Below are 19285 nucleotides of genomic sequence, written 5' to 3' on the forward strand. Positions count from 1 at the left end.
CTTCTCTTCCCGCCCGTCCCCATGACCTCGATCATCCACGTAGCGCCAAGGAGCCTGGGTTAGATGTCGAACGAGGAGAAGCTTCTCGATCACCTCAAGTGGGTCACCGCGGAGCTGCGCGAGGCCCACCAACGGCTCCGCGACAAGGAATCGGCGGAACCGGTCGCGATCGTGGGGATGGCCTGCCGCTATCCCGGCGGCACCCGGTCCGCCGAGGACCTGTGGCGTCTCGTGCGCGAGGGGGGCGACGCCGTCTCGGCGTTCCCCGACAACCGGGGCTGGGACCTGGAGGCGCTCTACCACCCGGATCCCGAACACCCGGGCACCAGCTATGTGCGGGACGGCGCCTTCCTCTACGACGCGGGCGACTTCGACGCCGAGTTCTTCGGCATCAGCCCGCGTGAAGCGGTGGCGATGGACCCGCAGCAGCGGCTGCTGCTGGAGACCGCGTGGGAGGCCGTCGAGCACGCGGGCCTGAACCCGCGGGAGTTGCGGGGCAGCGACACCGGTGTCTTCACCGGGGTGAGCGCCCATGACTATCTGACGCTGATCAGTCAGACGGCCAGCGAGGTCGAGGGATACATCGGCACCGGCAACCTCGGCAGTGTGGTCTCGGGCCGGATCTCCTACACCCTGGGGCTGGAGGGCCCCGCAGTGACGGTCGACACCGCGTGCTCGTCGTCGCTGGTCGCGATCCATCTGGCGGCCCAGGCGCTGCGGCAGGGCGAGTGCTCGCTGGCGCTCGCGGGCGGCTCCACCGTGATGGCGACGCCCGGCTCGTTCACGGAGTTCTCCCGGCAGCGCGGGCTGGCACCCGACGGGCGCTGCAAGCCCTTCGCGGCCGCCGCCGACGGCACCGGCTGGGGCGAGGGCGCCGGTGTGGTGGCACTCGAACTGCTCTCCGAGGCGCGGCGCCGCGGGCACAAGGTCCTCGCGGTGGTGCGGGGTTCGGCCGTCAACCAGGACGGCACCAGCAACGGTCTCGCCGCCCCCAACGGACCTTCACAGGAGCGGGTCATCCGCGCCGCCCTCGCCAACGCGCGGCTGTCCGCCGACGACGTCGACGTCGTGGAGGCCCACGGTACGGGCACCACGCTCGGCGACCCGATCGAGGCCGGCGCGCTCCTCGCGACGTACGGCAAGGACCGGCCCGAGGACCGGCCGCTGTGGCTGGGCTCGGTGAAGTCGAACATCGGCCACACCCAGGCCGCCGCCGGCGTCGCCGGTGTGATCAAGATGGTCATGGCCCTGCGCAACGGCCTCCTGCCCGCCTCGCTGCACATCGACGCGCCCTCGCCGCACGTGCAGTGGGAGCAGGGCGGCGTACGTCTGCTCACCGGGCAGGTCGAGTGGCGGTCGGAGCGTACGCGCCGGGCGGGCGTCTCGGCGTTCGGGATCTCGGGCACGAACGCGCATCTGATCCTGGAGGAGGCGCCGGAGGAGGAGCGGCCCGCGGTGGCCAGCCCTGTGGCCGGGCCGGTGGCGGGTCCGGTGGTGCCGTGGATCGTCTCCGGCCGGACCGCCGACGCCCTGCGTCAACAGGCCCGTAAGCTGGTCGCGTTCACAGATGCTCCCGCGGTCGACGTCGGCTGGTCACTGGCCACATCACGGTCGGTCTTCGAGCACCGCGCCGTGATCGTGGCACAGGACCGCGACCAGGCCCTCACCGGACTGGAAGCCCTCGCCACGGGCGACGTCTCACCCGACGTGGTGTCCGGCCTGACTGGGGACCTGGGCCCGGGACCGGTGCTCGTGTTCCCCGGCCAGGGATCGCAATGGGTGGGCATGGGAGCCCAACTCATGGACGAATCACCGGTGTTCGCCGCCCGTATCGCCGAGTGCGAACAGGCCCTGGCCCCGTACGTCGACTGGTCCCTCACCGACGTCCTGCGCGGCGACGGCAGCGAGCTGGCACGGGTCGAGGTCGTCCAGCCCGTCCTGTGGGCCATGATGGTCTCCCTCGCCGCCGTCTGGGCCGACCACGGCATCACACCCGCCGCCGTCGTAGGACACTCCCAAGGCGAGATGGCCGCCGCATGCGTGGCCGGAGCCCTCACCCTCGACGACGCCGCACGCATCGTCGCCGTCCGCAGCGACGCCCTCCGACAGCTCGCCGGGCATGGTGACATGGCCTCCCTCGGGACCGGTGCCGAGCAGGCCGCCGAGCTGATCGGCGACCGGCCGGGGGTGTGCGTCGCGGCGGTCAACGGGCCGTCCTCGACGGTGATCTCCGGGCCGCCCGAGCACGTCGCCGCCGTCGTCGCCGACGCCGAGGCACGAGGGCTGCGGGCCCGCGTGATCGATGTGGGTTACGCCTCGCACGGTCCGCAGATCGACCAGCTCACCGATCAGCTCATGGACCGCTTGGGCGGCATCCGGCCGGTGGACACCGAGGTGGCGTTCTACTCCACCGTCACCGCCGAGCGCACCGACACCACAGGGCTGGACACGCGCTACTGGGTGACGAATCTCCGGCAGCCGGTGCGCTTCGCCGACACTGTCGAGGCCCTGCTCGCCGACGGCTACCGCCTGTTCATCGAGGCCAGCCCCCACCCCGTACTCAACCTGGGCATCCAGGAGACCATCGAGCGAGCCGGCGTGGCGGCGACGACCGTTCCCACCCTGCGCCGTGACCACGGCGGCCTCACCCAGCTCACACACGCCGCCGCCCTGGCCTTCACCGCCGGCGCGGACGTCGACTGGCGCCGCTGGTTCCCCACCGAGCCCACCCCCCACACCGTCGACCTGCCGACCTACGCCTTCCAGCACCAGCACTACTGGGTGGAGCCGCCCGCGGCCGCGCCGACCGTGAGCGGTGGCCACGATCCCGTCGAGGCCCAGGTGTGGCAGGCGATCGAGGACCTGGACATCGAGGCGCTCACCGGCAGTCTGGAGATCGACGGCCGGCCGGAGACCGCCGCGGCGCTGGAGCCCGCGCTGCCGGTCCTCTCGGCCTGGCGCCGACGCCACCGGGAACAGACCACGGTCGACTCCTGGCGCTACCGCGTCACCTGGAAGCATCTGGCCGACGGCCCGGCGACGCCGGAGTTGAGCGGGGCCTGGCTCCTGCTCGTGCCCGCCGCGCACGCCGATCACCCGGCTGTCCTGGCGACCGCGCAGACGCTGGCCGCCCATGGTGCCGAGGCGCGGCGGCAGGTGATCGACGCGCGGGCCGTGGAGCGTGCGGAGTTCGCCCGCGAGTTGCGCTCGCTGATGGGCGGGGAGCCGTACGCCGGGATCGTCAATCTGCTGGCGCTGGACGAGGAACCCCACCCCGAGCACCCGGCCGTCCCCGCGGGGCTCGCCGCGACGACCGCGCTCATCCAGGCCCTCAACGACATCGGCGCCACCACACCCGTACACACCATCACCCAAGGTGCCGTCTCCACCGGCTCGGGCGATCCCCTCACCCACCCGCTCCAGGCCCATGTCTGGGGGCTCGGACGCGTCGCCGCACTCGAACACCCCCGCCTCTGGGCCGGGCTCATCGACCTCCCCTCGCGCATCGATCACCACACCCTCACCCGCCTCGCCGCCTGCCTGAGCCCGCAGGACGAGGATCAGACCGCCGTCCGCACCACCGGCACCCATGCCCGCCGCCTCACCCACGCGCCCGCCGTCAAGAGCGACATCACCTGGCGGCCCGAGGGCACCACCCTCATCACCGGCGGAACCGGCGGCATCGGCACCGTACTCGCCCGCTGGCTCGCCCACCAAGGCGCCCCCCACCTCCACCTCACCAGCCGACGCGGACCCCACGCCCCCGGCGCCCAGGAACTCGACCAGGAACTCACCGCACTCGGCACCACCGTCACCATCACCGCCTGCGACGTCAGCGACCCCCACCAACTCCGCGAACTCCTCGACACCATCCCGGAACAGCACCCCCTCACCGCCGTCATCCACGCCGCGGGCGTGCCGAACTACATCGCGCTCAGCGATCTCTCGGCGGCCGAGCTGGACGCGGTGCTCCAGCCCAAGGCGCGGGCCGCGCTCAATCTCCATGAGATGACGCGGGACGCGCATCTGTCGGCCTTCGTGATGTTCTCCTCCGGCGCCGGGGTCTGGGGCAGCGGCCAGCAGGGCGCCTACGGCGCGGCCAACCACTTCCTCGACGCCCTCGCCGAACACCGCCGCGCCCAAGGACTCCCCGCCACCTCCATCGCCTGGGGACCCTGGGCCGAGGCCGGGATGGCCGCCGATCAGGCCGCGCTGACCTTCTTCAGCCGCTTCGGCCTGCATCCGCTCAGCCCGGATCTGTGTGTCAAGGCGCTGCACCAGGCGGTGAGTTCGGGCGAGACGACGCTGACGGTGGCGAACTTCGACTGGGCGCAGTTCACGTCGACGTTCACCGCGCAGCGGCCCAGCCCCCTGCTCGGGGACCTGCCCGAGAACCGGCGGGCGCTCGCACCGGCGGCGCGCGAGAGTGCCGAGGAGTCGTCGCTCCAGCAGGAGCTGACCGGGGCGAAGCCCGCTCAGCAGCGGCAGTTGCTGTTGCAGCACGTGCGCTCCCAGGCAGCGGCGACGCTGGGGCACTCGGATGTGGACGCGGTGCCGGCGGCCAAGCCGTTCCAGGAGCTCGGCTTCGACTCGCTGACCGCCGTGGAGCTGCGCAACAGGCTCAACAAGAGCACGGGCCTCACCCTGCCGACCACGGTGGTCTTCGACCACCCCACGCCCGAGGCCCTCACCGACGTCCTCCAGGCGGAGCTGTCGGGCGGGACGGCGGCCGACGTGGCACGGGCGGCCACCGTCGCCGCCGACGACGAGCCGATCGCGATCGTCGGCATGGCCTGCCGCTACCCGGGCGACGTGCGCTCCCCCGAGGAGCTGTGGGATCTGGTCATGGCCCGCAAGGACGCCATGGGCGGCTTCCCCGACGACCGCGGCTGGGACCTGGAGGCGCTGTACGACCCGGATCCGGAGAGCCGGGGCACGAGCTATGTGCGCGAGGGCGGGTTCCTCTACGACGCGGGGGACTTCGACGCCGCGTTCTTCGGCATCAGCCCGCGCGAGGCGATCGCCATGGATCCGCAGCAGCGGCTGCTCCTGGAGACGGCCTGGGAGGCGTTCGAGCACGCGGGCATCAACCGCGAAGCCCTCAAGGGCAGCAACGCCGGGGTGTTCACCGGCCTGACGATCTTCGACTACCTCGCGCTGGTCGGCGAGCGGCCCACCGAGGTGGAGGGGTACATCGGCACCGGCAACCTCGGCTGTGTCGCCTCGGGCCGCGTGTCGTACGTACTGGGCCTGGAGGGCCCGGCGATGACGCTCGACACCGGCTGCTCGTCCTCCCTGGTGGCGATCCACCAGGCGGCCAACGCGCTGCGCCAGGGCGAGTGCTCGCTGGCGCTCGCCGGGGGCGCGACGGTGATGGCGACGCCGGGCGCGTTCGTGGAGTTCTCGCTCCAGCGGGGTCTCGCCGCGGACGGGCGGTGCAAGCCGTTCGCCGCCGCGGCCGACGGCACAGGCTGGGCCGAGGGCGTCGGCCTCGTGGTCCTGGAGCGGCTGTCGGAGGCGCGGCGTAACGGCCACAAGGTCCTCGCCGTCGTCCGTGGTTCGGCCATCAACCAGGACGGCACGAGCAACGGCCTGACGGCGCCCAACGGGCAGGCGCAGCAGCGGGTGATCCGGCAGGCGCTCGCCAACGCGCGGCTGTCCGCCGAGGACGTCGACGTGGTGGAGGCGCACGGCACCGGCACCACCCTGGGTGACCCGATCGAGGCCGGGGCGCTCCTCGCGACCTACGGCAAGGACCGGCCCGCGGACCGGCCGCTGTGGCTCGGCTCGGTCAAGTCGAACATCGGGCACGCGCAGGCGTCCGCCGGTGTCGCCGGTGTGATCAAGATGGTGAAGGCCCTGGAGCACGAGCGGCTCCCCGCGTCGATCCACCTCGACGCGCCCACACCGCACGTGAACTGGGAGGGCGGTGGGGTGCGGCTCCTCGCCGAGCCGGTCGCCTGGCCGCGCGGCGAACGCCCGCGCCGGGCCGGGGTGTCCGCTTTCGGCATCTCGGGCACGAACGCGCACGTGATCCTGGAGCAGGCCCCGGAGGTGCCGGAGCCGGTGGGCGTGAGCGCTTCCGAGGCGCCGGCCGGAGTGGTGCCGTGGGTGGTCTCCGCCCGTGACGAGGTGGCACTGCGGGCCCAGGCCCGGGCACTGGCCGCGCGCGTGGCAGAGGACCCCCGGCTCGCGTCACCCGTCGACGTGGGGTGGTCGCTGGTCAGGAGCCGGTCGGTGTTCGAGCAGCGGGCGGTCGTCCTGGGCCGTGACCGGGACGCGCTGACGGCCGGGCTGCGGGCGTTGGCGGCGGGCGAGCCCTCGTCCGATGTGGTGTCCGGCGTCGCGGGCTCCTCCGGCGCGGGTCCGGTGCTGGTGTTCCCGGGGCAGGGGTCGCAGTGGGTGGGTATGGGTGCTCAACTGCTTGACGAGTCGCCGGTGTTCGCGGCGCGTATTGCCGAGTGTGAGCGGGCGTTGTCGCCGTATGTGGACTGGTCGCTGGCCGGGGTGCTGCGTGGTGGTGGCGAGGAGCTGGTGCGGGTGGAGGTGGTGCAGCCGGTTCTGTGGGCGGTGATGGTCTCTCTCGCCGCGGTGTGGGCGGAGTACGGTGTCACGCCCGCTGCTGTGGTGGGGCATTCGCAGGGTGAGATCGCGGCTGCTTGTGTGGCGGGTGCGCTGTCGCTGGAGGACGGTGCGAAGGTCGTGGCGCTGCGGAGCCGGGCGTTGCGGGAGCTGTCCGGGGGCGGCGCGATGGCCTCGCTGGGGGCTGGGCGGGAGGAGGCGGCCGGGCTCATCGAGGGGTATGCGGGGGTGGGTGTCGCGGCGGTCAACGGGCCGTCCTCGACGGTGATCTCCGGGCCGCCCGAGGCGGTGGCCGCGGTCGTGGCCGAGGCGCAGGCGCGCGGGCTGCGGGCCCGTGTCATCGATGTGGACTACGCCTCCCACGGCCCCCAGGTCGACCTGATCACCGATCTGCTCACCGAGAGCCTCTCCGGTATCCGGCCGTCCGACACCGCCGTCGCGTTCTATTCGACCGTCACCGCCGGGAACCTCGACGACACCAGCACCCTCGACACCGACTACTGGATCACGAACCTGCGGCAGCCCGTCCGCTTCGCCGACACCATCGAGGCCCTGCTCGCCGACGGCTACCGCGTCTTCATCGAGGCCAGCCCCCACCCCGTGCTGACCCTCGGCATGGAGGAGACCATCGAGGGGGCGGACGTCTCCGCCGCCGTGGTGCCCACGCTGCGCCGCGATCACGGCGACACGGCCCAGCTCGCCCGCGCCGCCGCCCAGGCGTTCACCGCCGGGGTCGATGTCGACTGGACGGGCTGGTTCCCGGCCGTTCCGCTGCCGCGGATCGTGGACCTGCCGACGTACGCCTTCCAGCGGGAGCGGTACTGGCTGGAGGGGCGCCGGGGTCTCGCGGGGGATCCCTCGGGGCTCGGGCTCGCCTCGGCCGGGCACCCGCTGCTGGGCGCCGCCGTGGAACTCGCGGACGGCAGCAGCCACTTGCTGACCGGCCGGATCTCACCGCGGGACCAGGCGTGGCTGGCCGAGCACCGGGTCGTGGACACGGTGCTGCTGCCCGGTTCGGCGTTCGTGGAGCTGGCCCTCCAGGCCGCCGTGCGCACCGGCTGCGAGCAGCTCGCGGACCTCACCCTGCACACGCCGCTCGCCTTCGGGGACGGGGGCGCGGTCGATCTCCAGGTGTCGGTCGGCGCGGTGGACGAGGACGGGCGGCGCCCGGTGTCCGTCCACTCCCGGCCCGTCGGTGACGGCGAGGAGGAGGCCGGGTGGACCAAGCACGCCGCGGGTGTGCTCGCGCCCGCCGGCCCGGGCGCGCCGGACGCCCGGCTCGCCGGCGCCTGGCCGCCGCCCGGTGCCACACCGGTCTCCGGGGCCGATCCCTACGGTGATCTCGCCTCGTACGGCTACGACTTCGGGCCGGCCTCGCAGGGCCTGGTGGCCGCGTGGCGGCAGGGCGAGGACATCTACGCCGAGGTGGCGCTGCCGGAGACGGAGAGCGGCGCGGCCGGGCGCTATCAGGTGCATCCGGTGCTGCTCGACGCCGCGTTGCACGCGCTGATCCTGGACGCGGTCACGTCGTCCGCCGACACGGACCAGGTGCTGCTCCCGTTCTCCTGGAGCGGTCTCCGGGTGCATTCGGCGGGCGCGGACAGGCTGCGGATCCGGATCGCCCGTACGGCCGCGGACCAGCTGTCCCTGACGGCCGTGGACGCCGGCGGTGCGCCGGTGCTGACGCTGGAGGCCCTGACGGTGCGGCCGGTGGCGGCCCATCAGGTCGCGGGGGCGCGGGGCGTGGACCGTGACGCGCTGTTCCGGCTCGACTGGACGCGGGCGGATGCCGGTGGCGACAGCGCTCCCCGGCGGTCCGCCGTCGTCGCGCTGCCCGGTGAGCCGCTGGCGGCGGAGCTCGCCGGTGTGCTGGGCGGGGCGCCCGTGCGGGAGACCTTCGGGGCGCTGCGGGCGGAGGTCGCGGCGGGGGCCGGGGCGCCCGATGCCGTCCTCGCGGTGTATGTCACGCCGGAGGAGGGCGCGTACGACGCGGCCGAGTTCGCGCGGCAGGCTTCCCTCGCGCTGCTGGCCCTGCTCAAGGAGTGGGTCGCCGATGCCGCGTTCGAGGCGAGCCGCCTGGTCGTCGTCACCCAGGGCGCTGTGGCCGCGCGGCCGGGCGAGGAGGCCGGCGACCTGCCCGGCGCGTCGCTGTGGGGCCTGGTGCGCAGCGCGCAGGCCGAGAACCCGGGCCGCCTGACGCTGCTCGACATCGACGAACTGCCCGCTTCCCTCGAAGCGGTCCCGGCGGTGCTGGGGTCGGGCGAGCCCGAGCTGGCGCTGCGCGAGGGGCAAGCGTACGCGCCGCGGCTCGTACGCGACGAGCCGTCCAGGCGGCTCGCTCCGCCGGTCGGGTCCGCCATGTGGCGCCTCGCGCGGGGTGACGGGGAGCGGCTGACCCTCGTCGACGCCCCCGAGGCCGGCCGGGAGCTCGCGGCGCACGAGGTGCGGGTGGCGCTGCGCGCGGCCGCGCCGGACCTGGCCGCGCTCGGCACTCCCGCTCCCGTGATGGGGGGTGCGGGTGTGGTGACGGAGGTGGGTGCCGGGGTCGACGCCGTGGCGGTGGGCGACCGGGTGCTCGGGCTGTTCGACGTGGTGGGGCCGGTGGCCGTCACCGGAGCCGGGCTCGTCGCGCCGGTGCCGTCCGGCTGGAGCTGGGCGCGGGCGGCCGGGTCCCTGGCGGCCTATGTGTCCGCGTACCACGCGCTCACGGATGTGGCGGCGCTGCGCGAAGGCGACTCGCTGCTCGTCGGGGAGGGCACGGGTGCCGTCGGGTCGGCCGCGCGGTGCCTGGCCCGGCACTGGAAGGTGAACGTCGTGGACGGCACCGCTCAGGCCCACTCCCCCACCGCGGCCCTGACGGCCCGGGACGGCACGCTGCTGGTCCGGCGGGGAGACGGTACGGATCAGGTGGTCGAGCCGGCCGTGCCCGGGCGGGCGCGTGAAGTGGTCGCCGCCCTGGCGGAGTTGGGGGCACGCGGTGCCCTGGTGCCGCCGGAGGTGTCGGTGTGGGACGTCCGCCGGGCGCCGGAGGCGCTGGGCTCGGGGTCCTTCGCCTCGCGACCGCCGGTGTTCACGCTGCCGGTCGCCTTCGACCCCGACGGCACCGTGCTGATCACCGGCGGCACCGGCGCCCTGGGCTCCCTCACGGCCCGGCACCTGGTCACCCGCCATGGGGCCCGGCATCTGCTGCTGTCCAGCAGGCGCGGGGCCGAGGCGCCCGGCGCGCTGGAGCTCGCGGCGGACCTGGCCGCGCTGGGCGCGCACATCGCCTTCGCCGCCTGCGACCCGGGCGACCGGGAGGCGGCCGCGGCCCTGCTGGCCTCGGTGCCCCCGGAGCATCCGCTGACCGCGGTCTTCCACTGCGCGGGCACCGTGAGCGACGCGGTCGTCCAGAACCTCTCGGCCGACCAGGTCGAGGAGGTGATGCGGGTGAAGGCGGACGCCGCCTGGAACCTGCACGAGCTGACGGCCGAGGCGGATCTGTCGGCGTTCGTGCTGTACTCCTCGGTGGCCGGCCTGCTCGGCGGCGCGGGGCAGGCCGGTTACACGGCCGCCAATGCCTTCCTCGACGCGCTCGCCACGCACCGGCACGGCGGCGGCGCCGCGGCGACGTCCCTGGCCTGGGGCTACTGGCAGCTGGCGGACGGGATGTCGGGGCGCCTGAGCGACGCCGACCGGGCGCGGCACGCCGCCGCCGGTGTGGTCGGGCTCGCCGCGGACGAGGGCCTCGCCCTGCTGGACGCCGCGTGGAGCAGCGGTCTGCCGCTGCTCGCGCCGGTCCGCCTGGACCTGGCCCGGATGCGCAGGCAGGCGCGGACCCACTCCGCCGCCCCGACGCTGCTGCGGGACCTGGTGCGCGGCGGCGCGGACAGGACGGCCGGCGGTTCGGCGGGGGCGGCCGCGCTCCTGAGGACGCTGGGCGCGCTGCCCGCGGCGGAGCGGGAGCAGGCGCTGCTCGACCTGGTGTGCTCGCACGTCGCGGCGGTCCTCGGCTACGACGCGGCCACACCCGTCAACGCCACGCAGGGACTGCGGGAGCTGGGCTTCGACTCCCTGACCGCGGTGGAGCTCCGCAACAGGCTCTCGGCCGCGACCGGTCTGAAGCTGCCCGCCACCTTCGTCTTCGACCACCCGGACCCGGCGGCGATCGCCCACCGGCTGGGGCAGGAGCTGGCGCCGCGGGAGGCGGACCCGCTCGCCGGGGTCCTGGAGGAGTTCGAGCGCCTGGAGTCCGCCCTGCTCGCCGTCTCCTCGCAGGACGGCACGGCACGCGCCGAGCTGGCCGGGCGGCTGCGCGCCACCCTGGCCCGCCTCGACGCGCCGGACGGCGCGGCCGAGGGCGCCGCGGTGGCCGCCCGCATCCAGGACGCGTCGGCCGACGAGATCTTCGCGTTCATCGACCGGGATCTCGGCCGGGACACCGGCAACGGACACAACGGCCAGGCAGTGGAGGAACAGCGATGAACGAGTTCACCCGCAAACAGCGCGCCCTGGAGCACAGCCGCCGGATCAACGCCGGGGACGTCGACGCCGTCCTGGAGCTGTACGCCCCCGACGCCGTCCTGGAGGACCCGGTCGGCCTGCCGCCGGTCTGCGGCCACGAGGAACTGCGCGCGCACTACGCCCGCTTGCTCGGCGCCCGCTTCCGCGAGGAGGCGGCCGAGCCGGTCGCCGGGCAGGACGGCACGCACGTCCTGCTCCAGGTGACCTCCGTCATGGACTATCTGCCCGCCGGCCCGCTGTATGCCGAGCGCGGCTGGCTCAAGGCCCCCGACGACCCGCGCACGGCCCGCGTCCGGCGGGCGGCCATGCTGGTGATGCGCCTGGCGAAGTCCGGCCGCATCGAGCACGTGAAGGCGTACTGGGGCACATCCGATCTCACGGTCCTCGGCTGACCGGCCACCCTTCCTGGAGGTGCAATGCCCGACGAGGCCGCGCGAAAGAAGATGGCGCTCGACTACGCCCAGCGGATCAACGCGGGCGACATCGAGGGCGTCCTCGACCTGTTCGCGGACGACATCGTCTTCGAGGACCCCGTGGGACGGCCGCCGATGGTCGGCAAGGACGATCTGCGCCGCCACCTCGAACTGGCCGTCTCCTGCGGGACGCACGAGGTGCCGGACCCGCCGATGACCTCGATGGACGACCGCTTCGTCGTGACGCCGACGACCGTCACCGTGCGCAAGCCACGGCCGATGACCTTCCGCATCGTCGGCATCGTCGAGCTCGACGAGAACGGGCTGGGCCGCCGGGTCCAGGCGTTCTGGGGAGTGACGGACGTGACCATGGACGAGCCCGCCGCGCCCGGCACGGCACCCGGCACCGGCCCCACCCACCCCGAAGGGAACCGCGCGTGACCACCACCCGACTCGCCCACGCCGTCGTTCTGGGCGCCAGCATGGCAGGGACCCTCGCGGCCCACGTCCTGGCCCGCCACGCCGAGACCGTCACGGTCGTGGAGCGCGACGAACTGCCCGAGGAGCCCCGGCACCGCAAGGGAGTGCCGCAGGGGCGCCACGCCCACCTGCTGTGGTCCAACGGGGCGCGCCTCATCGAGGACCTGCTGCCCGGCACCACCGACCGCCTCCTCGCGGCGGGAGCCCGCCGGCTCGGCTTCCCCGAGGACCTGGTGACCCTCACCGGACAGGGCTGGCAGCACCGCTTCCCCGCCACCCAGTTCGCTCTGCTCGCCAGCCGGCCGCTGCTCGACCTGACGGTCCGCCAGGAGGCCCTGACCCGGCGGAACATCACCGTCCTGCCGCGCACCGAGGCCGTCGAGCTGACGGGCGACGCCGGCCGGGTCACCGGCGTGCTCGTACGCGACATCGGCAGCGGGCGGCGGACCGCGCTGGAAGCCGACTTGGTGATCGACGCCACCGGGCGCGGCTCGCGGCTCAAGCAGTGGCTGGCGGCGCTCGACGTGCCCGCGCTCGAAGAGGACGTCGTGGACGCGGGCGTCGCCTACGCGACCCGGTTCTTCCAGGCCCCGACCGGGGCGACGGCGCGCTTCCCTGCCGTGAACATCGCCGCCGACGACAACGTCCGCGAACCCGGCCGCTTCGGCGTCGTCTACCCCATCGAGGGCAACCGCTGGATCGTGACGCTCTCCTGCACGCGCGGTGCCCGGCTCCCCTCCACCGAGGAGGAGTTCCTGCCGTTCGCGAAGGACCTGCGGCACCCGGTCATCGCCGAACTGCTGCGGGACGCCGAACCGCTCAGCCCCCTCTACGGCTCCCGCTCCGCCGCCAACCGGCGCCTCTATCCGGAGCGGCTCGACCGGTGGCCGGACGGACTGCTCGTCCTCGGCGACTCCCTGACGGCCTTCAACCCGATCTACGGCCACGGCATGAGCTCGGCGGCGCGCTGCGCGGTCACGCTGGACCGGGCGCTGGCGCAGGGCATTCCCTCGCACGGGATCCAGAAGGCGATCGGCGCGGCCGTCGACGACCCGTGGATCCTGGCGGCGTCCAAGGACATCGACTACGTCAACTGCCGTGTCGACGCGACCGACCCGCGGCTCGTCGGTGTCGACACCGAGCAGCGCCTCCGGTTCGCCGACGCCATCACCGCGGCGTCGATCCGCGTCCCGGAGGCGTCGGAGATCGTCACGGACGTCATGAGCCTGAACGCCCCCCAGTCCGAGCTGGGCTCCAACCGCTTCCTGCTCGCGATGCGCACCGGCGAACGCCACCCGGCACTGACCGCTCCGCCGTTCAGCGCGGAGGAGCTGGCGGTGGTGAACCTCGACGCGTCGGTCCTCGCGCCGGCGGCGGTACGGTCCTCGCCCGCGGCGTAGGAGGCGTCCTCGCACTAGCCCGGCCGACGCCGGGAAGTGCCCCGACGGGCTGGACGCGGCCGAAGTGATCGTGCCGCGTCCAGCCCGTCCGGCATGTCGCACACGTACGGGGGCTGGACTTCATCACGTCGGATCGGCTCCGCCGGACCCACCACCCGTACGTCGTCGGCCACCCGCCATAAGGCAGGTGGCCGACGACGCCGGATCGGTCAGCTGCTGCCCCACTCGCGGTCGATCAGGGCGAACATGTCGTCGGCGCTTGCTTCGGACAGGTCCGCCTCGCCGTCCCGGCCTCCCCCGGCGTCCGCCTCGGACGGGCCCGCGGCTTCGGGGTGCTTCCACAGCAGGGCTTGGAGGCGCCGGATCAGGCTCCGGCGGCGGGGGTCGTCCGCGGCGAGGTCCGTCAACGCGGCGTCCAGGTCGTCGAGATGGGCCGACACCGGCAGCTCCGCCGCGCCGCCGTCGGGCAGGATCCGGTCCAGCAGGTGCTCGGCGAGGGCGCGGGGTGTCGGGTAGTCGTAGACCAGCGTGGCGGGCAGGCGGAGCCCTGTGGCGGCGCGGAGGCGGTTGCGCAGTTCGACGACCACGAGGGAGTCGAAGCCCAGGTCCTTGAAGGCCCGTTCGGGGTCGACCTCCTGGCCCGGCTCGTACCGCAGGACGGCCGCCACCTGCGTACGGACCACCTTCAGGAGCGTGCCGACCCGCTCCCGGGCGGCCCTGCCCGCGAGCTCGCGCCGCAGTTCCGAGACGTCCGCCGCGTCGCCGGCCTCCGGTCCGGCGTCGAGCACCCGCAGGGCGGCCGGGACGCCGTCGAGGAGCCGGGTGGGCCGGGACAGGGTGAACAGCGGGGCGAAGCGCTCCCACTCGATGTCGGCGACCACCACGTGCCTGTCGCCGTCGTCGAGCAGGGTGCGCAGCGCGCCGAGTGCCAGCCGGGGTTCCAGCGGAGGCAGCCCCTGCCGCCTCGACAGGCCGGTGTGCCGGAGGGCGAGATCGCCGTCGTCCGGCAGGTCCCAGATGCCCCAGCCCACGGAGACCATCCGGGGGCCCTCGGGCCGGTGCTGCTGGGCCAGGGCGTCGAGGTAGGCGTCGGCCGCGGCGTGGGCACCGTGCTCCCTGCTGCCGAGCGTGGCCGCGAGGGACGAGAAGAACAGCACGGTCTCCACCGGTCCGGCACCGGCCGGTTCGCCCAGCTCCACGGCGGCGGACACGGCCGCGGCGAGATCCTCGGGCGTGAGCTCCGCCAGCGGGGCGGGCACACCGGGCAGCGAGGTGTGGATGACCGTCCGTATCCGTACGTCCGCCAACTCGCCGAGCGTGCGCGCCATCGTGAACTCGACGCCATGTTCCGCCACTTCGGCGGCGAGCTCGTCGGATCCCTCGACGCCGTCCGGGTCCAGGAGTACGACGTGCTCGGCGCCGCGGGCGGCCAGCCAGCGCACCACGTGGTCCGCCAGCCGCCCGACACCGCCCGTCACGAGCACGGCACCGCGCGGCTGCCGGCTTTCCCCGGCGGCGTCGGCGGGTGCGGCGTCGGGGACCAGGCGGCGGCCGAGCGCCCCGGCCGGGCGCAGCGCGACCTGGTCCTCGCCGGCGTCCCCGCCCAGCACCGCGCGGAGCGGTCCCGCGGCGAGCTCCGCCGGGTCGGCGGGCAGGTCCACCAGACCGCCCCACAGTTCCGGGTGCTCCAGGGCGGCCACCCTGCCGAGGCCCCAGACCGCCGCCTGCTCCGGGGAGACGACGGGATCGGTGTCGCCGCACGAGACGGCGCCGCGGGTGGCGCACCACAGAGGCACGTCAAGGCCGGTGTCCAGCAGGGCCTGCACCAGCGCGAGTGAGGCGTCGGCGGGCCGCTCGGTGAGTGCGAGCAGGGACAGCACCCCGGCAGGGGGTGTGCCGTCCTGAAGTCCGGCCAGATGGGAGCGGAGCAGATCCGTCAGCTCCGCCCGCCCCGGGTGCGGGCCGGCCTCGACGAGCGTCGCCGCGATCCCGGCCTCCTCCAGCGCGCTCAGACACGCCCGGGTCCAGACGTCGGCACCCTGGGCAGGCGCGATGATCACCCAAGGACCGGAACCGGCGGGCGCGGCGGGGGACGCCGGGATCGGCTGCCAGTCGACGCGGTAGCGCCAGGAGTCGACGACGGACTGTTCACGCCGCTCGCGCCGCCACGCGGACAGGGCCGGGAAGACGGTCTCCAGCGCCGCCCTGCGCTCGTCGTCCTTGAGGTGCAGGGTGTCGCAGAGCGCCTGGACGTCCTCGCCCTCCACGGCCGACCAGAAGCCGGCCTCGTCACCGTCCGCTTGAGGTGCCGTCTCGGGAGCCAGGATGTCCGCCAGCCAGAAGCGCCGCCCTTGGAAGGCGTACGTGGGCAGGTCGACGGTTCGGGGAGCGGGGTCGGCGGGGAACCAGGCGGACCAGTCCACGGCGACCCCCGCCGTGTGCAGCCGGGCCACGGCCTGCGTGAACGCCACGTCGTCCGGCTGCGCGGGGTGGAGCGAGGCGGTGACGACCGGTTCCGGTCCTTCGGCTTCGTCGAGGGTGTGCTGGGCGGCAGTCGTCAGCACCGGGGCCGGGCCCAGCTCGATGAACACCCCCGCCCGGTCCGCGAGATGAGCGATGGCCTGCTGGAAGAGAACCGGCTGCCGGACGTGACGCACCCAGTAATCCGAGCTCGCGACCTCCTCACCCGCAGGCAGACCCGTCACATTGCTGATCAGCGGGATCGTGGGCGTCTTGAACTCCACCCCGCCGAGCGCCTGGGCGAAGCCGGGGAGCATCGGCTCCATCAACGCCGAGTGGAACGCATGACTGACCGCCAACGCCTTCGTCTTACGCCCCCGACCCGACCACACCTCAGCCGCTCGGTTCACCTCATCGGCCGGACCGGAAATCACCGTCGAATCCGGGGTGTTCACCGCCGCCACACTCACCCCGGAACCCTCAAGCCCCGCAGCAAGCTCCTCCGGCGTCGCCTGCACCGCACACATCGCACCACCCTCAGGCAACGCACCCATCAACCGAGCCCGCGCACCCACCACCCGGCACGCACCCGCCAGATCAAACACACCCGCCACATACGCAGCCGCGATCTCACCAACCGAATGCCCCACCACCACATCAGGCCGAACCCCCACCGACTCCCACAACCGGGCCAAACCCACCTGAAGCGCGAACAAACCCCCTTGCGCCCACATCGTGTGATCCAGCCGATCCTTCGGACCACCGAAGACCACATCCTTCAGCGAACCACCGAACTCCCCCTCCAGCAGCCCGCACACCTCATCAAACGCCTCCGCGAACACAGGGAACCGCTCATACAGACCAGACCCCATCCCCACCAGCTGACTGCCCTGACCACTGAACAGCCACACCATCTCCCCACCCACACGCGAGACAGCCGGACCCACCAACGCCGGATGCGACTCCCCCGCAGCCAACGCCTCAAGAGCCGCCACCCGCTCCGCACCCACCACCACAGCCCGCTGCTCGAACAACGAACGCGTACGCAACAACGACCAACCCACATCACGCACATCCGGAGCGCCCACCAGGGCCTCGCTCAGGCGGCCTGCCTGCGCGCGCAGCGCGTCACGGGTCCGTGCGGAGACCACCCATGGCACGACGGCCCCGTCCGAGGAGGCATCGGCGCGCACCGGCTCGTCCGCTTCGTCGGGGGCCTGCTCCAGGATCAGGTGGGCGTTGGTGCCGCTGATGCCGAACGAGGAGATGCCCGCCCGCCGGGGCCTGTCGGCCCGCGGCCACGGCACGGGGTCGGAGAGCAGCCGCACTCCCCCGCCCTCCCAGTCGACATGGGGCGTGGGGCGGTCGATGTGCAGGGAGGCGGGCAGCTCCCCGTGCCGCATCGCCATCACCATCTTGATCACGCCGGCGACGCCGGCGGCGGCCTGGGTGTGGCCGATGTTGGACTTCACCGAGCCGAGCCACAGCGGCCGGTCGTCCGCGCGCTCCTTGCCGTACGTGGCGAGGAGCGCGTGTGCCTCGATGGGATCGCCCAGCGTCGTCCCGGTGCCGTGTGCCTCCACGGCGTCCACGGCGTCCGGGGTGACCCGGGCGTTGGCGAGAGCCTGGCGGATCACCCGTTCCTGGGCGGCGTCGTTGGGGGCGGTGAGGCCGTTGCTCGCGCCGTCCTGGTTGACGGCGGATCCGCGGACGACGCCGAGGACGTGATGCCCGTTGCGGCGCGCGTCGGAGAGGCGTTCCAGCAGGACGAGGCCGACGCCCTCGGAGAATCCGGTGCCGTCGGCCGCGGCGGCGAACGGCTTGCAGCGGCCGTCCGGCGACAGGCCCCGCTGACGGGAGAACTCGACGTAGGCGGTGGGCGTGGACAGCACGGTGACGCCGCCCGCGAGGGCCAGGTCGCACTCGCCCTGCCGCAGCGCCTGCGCGGCCAGGTGGATCGCGACCAGTGACGCCGAGCACGCCGTGTCGAGCGTCACCGCCGGTCCCGCGAGGCCGAAGGTGTAGGCGACGCGACCGGAGATGACGCTGGAGAGGGTGCCCGTGGTGGCGTACCCCTCCACCTCGGAGGGCACCCGGGACCGGGACATGTAGTCCTGGCTGGACACCCCCGCGTAGACGCCCGTGAGGCTGTCCTTGAGCGTGGCCGGGTCGATGCCCGCCCGCTCGAAGAGCTCCCACGCCACTTCGAGGAGCACCCGCTGCTGCGGGTCGGCGGCCAGCGCCTCGCGCGGGTTGACGCCGAAGAAGTCTGCGTCGAAGCGCGTGGCGTCCCGCAGGAAGCCGGCCTCCCGTACGTAGCTGGTGCCCGGGTGGTCCGGGTCGGGGTGGTAGAGGCTCTCCACGTCCCAGCCGCGGTCGGCCGGGAACGCCTCGATGGCGTCGCCGCGCGAGGCGACCAGGTCCCACAGCTCCTCCGGCGACGTGACACCGCCGGGGTACCGGCAGGCCATCGCGACGATGGCCACCGGTTCCCGCTGCCGCTCCTCCATCTCGCGCAGGCGCTGACGGGTCTGCCCGAGATCCGCCGTCACCCGCTTCAGATAGTGGCGAAGCTTGTCCTCGGTACCCGGCGTGTCTTTCGTACCCGGCATGTTCTTCCACTCCTGATCAAGAAGGCAGTTCCCGGTCGATCAGCTCGAAGAGCTCGTCGTCCGAAGCGGACTCGAGGTCATCGCTCGCGACGGCTTCGCCGCCGCCGTCACCCGCGCCGTCGCCCAGCCGCCACAGCAGGGACTCCAGGCGCGCCACCAGGCGGCCGCGGGTGTCCTCGTCGTGCGCGTGGCCCGCGAGCACCGTCTCCAGCCGGTCCAGCTCGCCGAACAGCGGCGCCGACGGATCGGCCGCCGCGGGGCACAGCCGCTCGCGCAGCTCCTCGGCGATGGCGGACGGGGTGGGGTGGCGGAAGATGAACGTGGCGGGCAGGCGCAGTCCGGTGGCGGCGGACAGCCTGTTGCGCAGCTCGACCGCCGTGAGGGAGTCGAAGCCGAGGTCCGTGAAGGGGACGTCGGCGCGCACGGCGTCGGTGCCCGCGTGCCCGAGCACCGCGGCGGCGTGCGTACGCACCAGGTCGAGCAGGGTCCGGTGCTGCGCCTCGGCGGGCAGTGAGGCCAGTTGCCCGGCCCAGTCGGTGCCAGGCCGGGCGGCGGCGGTCGGCCGCGCGGGTCCCTGCCCGCTCGCGAAGGCGCGCAGCAGGGGCGGCAGGGCGTCGGCGGATTTGGCGGCCAGGACACGGGGGTTGAGGTCGGCGGCGAGCACGTACGGCTCGGCTCGGCGATGTGCCGCGTCGAGGAGGGCCAGGCCGTGTTCGCTGCTCATCGCCTTGACACCGACGCGGCCCATACGAGCGACATCGGTATCACTGAGCCCACCGGTCATGCCACCACCGGCCGTCTGCCACAGACCCCAACCCACCGACAGACCACTCAA

General features: G+C 73.7%; 6 protein-coding genes. 4 read left to right on the forward strand and 2 right to left on the reverse strand.

Annotated features, from left to right (window positions below):
• Window positions 1-63: 63 nt before the first annotated feature.
• Genes ACZ4A5_RS26180 through ACZ4A5_RS26195 form a run of 4 tightly spaced genes read left to right on the forward strand, consistent with a single transcriptional unit; the run spans window position 64 to window position 13378 of the window.
• On the forward strand, window positions 64-11046 hold the full coding sequence (locus ACZ4A5_RS26180; RefSeq protein WP_467589109.1) for a type I polyketide synthase: 10983 nt from the start codon (window positions 64-66) through the stop codon (window positions 11044-11046).
• The gene (locus tag ACZ4A5_RS26185; RefSeq protein WP_467589112.1) at window positions 11043-11477 is read left to right on the forward strand and encodes a nuclear transport factor 2 family protein; all 435 of its coding nucleotides are present in this window, start codon (window positions 11043-11045) and stop codon (window positions 11475-11477) included. The genes ACZ4A5_RS26180 and ACZ4A5_RS26185 overlap by 4 nt, the downstream gene beginning before the upstream one ends.
• Window positions 11478-11501: 24 nt before the next feature.
• Window positions 11502-11939: a nuclear transport factor 2 family protein gene (locus ACZ4A5_RS26190; protein ID WP_467589116.1), complete on the forward strand. Its 438-nt coding sequence runs from the start codon at window positions 11502-11504 to the stop codon at window positions 11937-11939.
• Entirely contained in the window at window positions 11936-13378 is a 1443-nt protein-coding gene (locus ACZ4A5_RS26195) for an NAD(P)/FAD-dependent oxidoreductase (protein ID WP_467589119.1), read from the forward strand. Before ACZ4A5_RS26190 ends, ACZ4A5_RS26195 begins: the two co-directional genes overlap by 4 nt.
• Window positions 13379-13587: 209 nt before the next feature.
• On the opposite strand, the gene ACZ4A5_RS26200 is transcribed toward ACZ4A5_RS26195, so the two are convergent.
• Together ACZ4A5_RS26200 and ACZ4A5_RS26205 are read right to left on the reverse strand one after the other, a co-directional pair.
• Entirely contained in the window at window positions 13588-18450 is a 4863-nt protein-coding gene (locus ACZ4A5_RS26200; RefSeq protein ID WP_467589122.1) for a type I polyketide synthase, read from the reverse strand.
• Window positions 18451-18466: 16 nt separating this feature from the next.
• A partial coding sequence (locus tag ACZ4A5_RS26205; protein WP_467589125.1) for an acyl carrier protein occupies window positions 18467-19285 on the reverse strand: 819 nt, incomplete at its 5' end.

The sequence above is a fragment of the Streptomyces sp. NPDC025618 genome, from assembly GCF_055558795.1.

Coding starts and splice junctions, on each gene's coding strand:
- ACZ4A5_RS26185 (WP_467589112.1), top strand. CDS start 11,043: ATGAACGAGTTCACCCGCAAACAGCGCGCCCTGGAGCACAGCCGCCGG.
- ACZ4A5_RS26180 (WP_467589109.1), top strand. CDS start 64: ATGTCGAACGAGGAGAAGCTTCTCGATCACCTCAAGTGGGTCACCGCG.
- ACZ4A5_RS26190 (WP_467589116.1), top strand. CDS start 11,502: ATGCCCGACGAGGCCGCGCGAAAGAAGATGGCGCTCGACTACGCCCAG.
- ACZ4A5_RS26200 (WP_467589122.1), bottom strand. CDS start 18,450: ATGCCGGGTACGAAAGACACGCCGGGTACCGAGGACAAGCTTCGCCAC.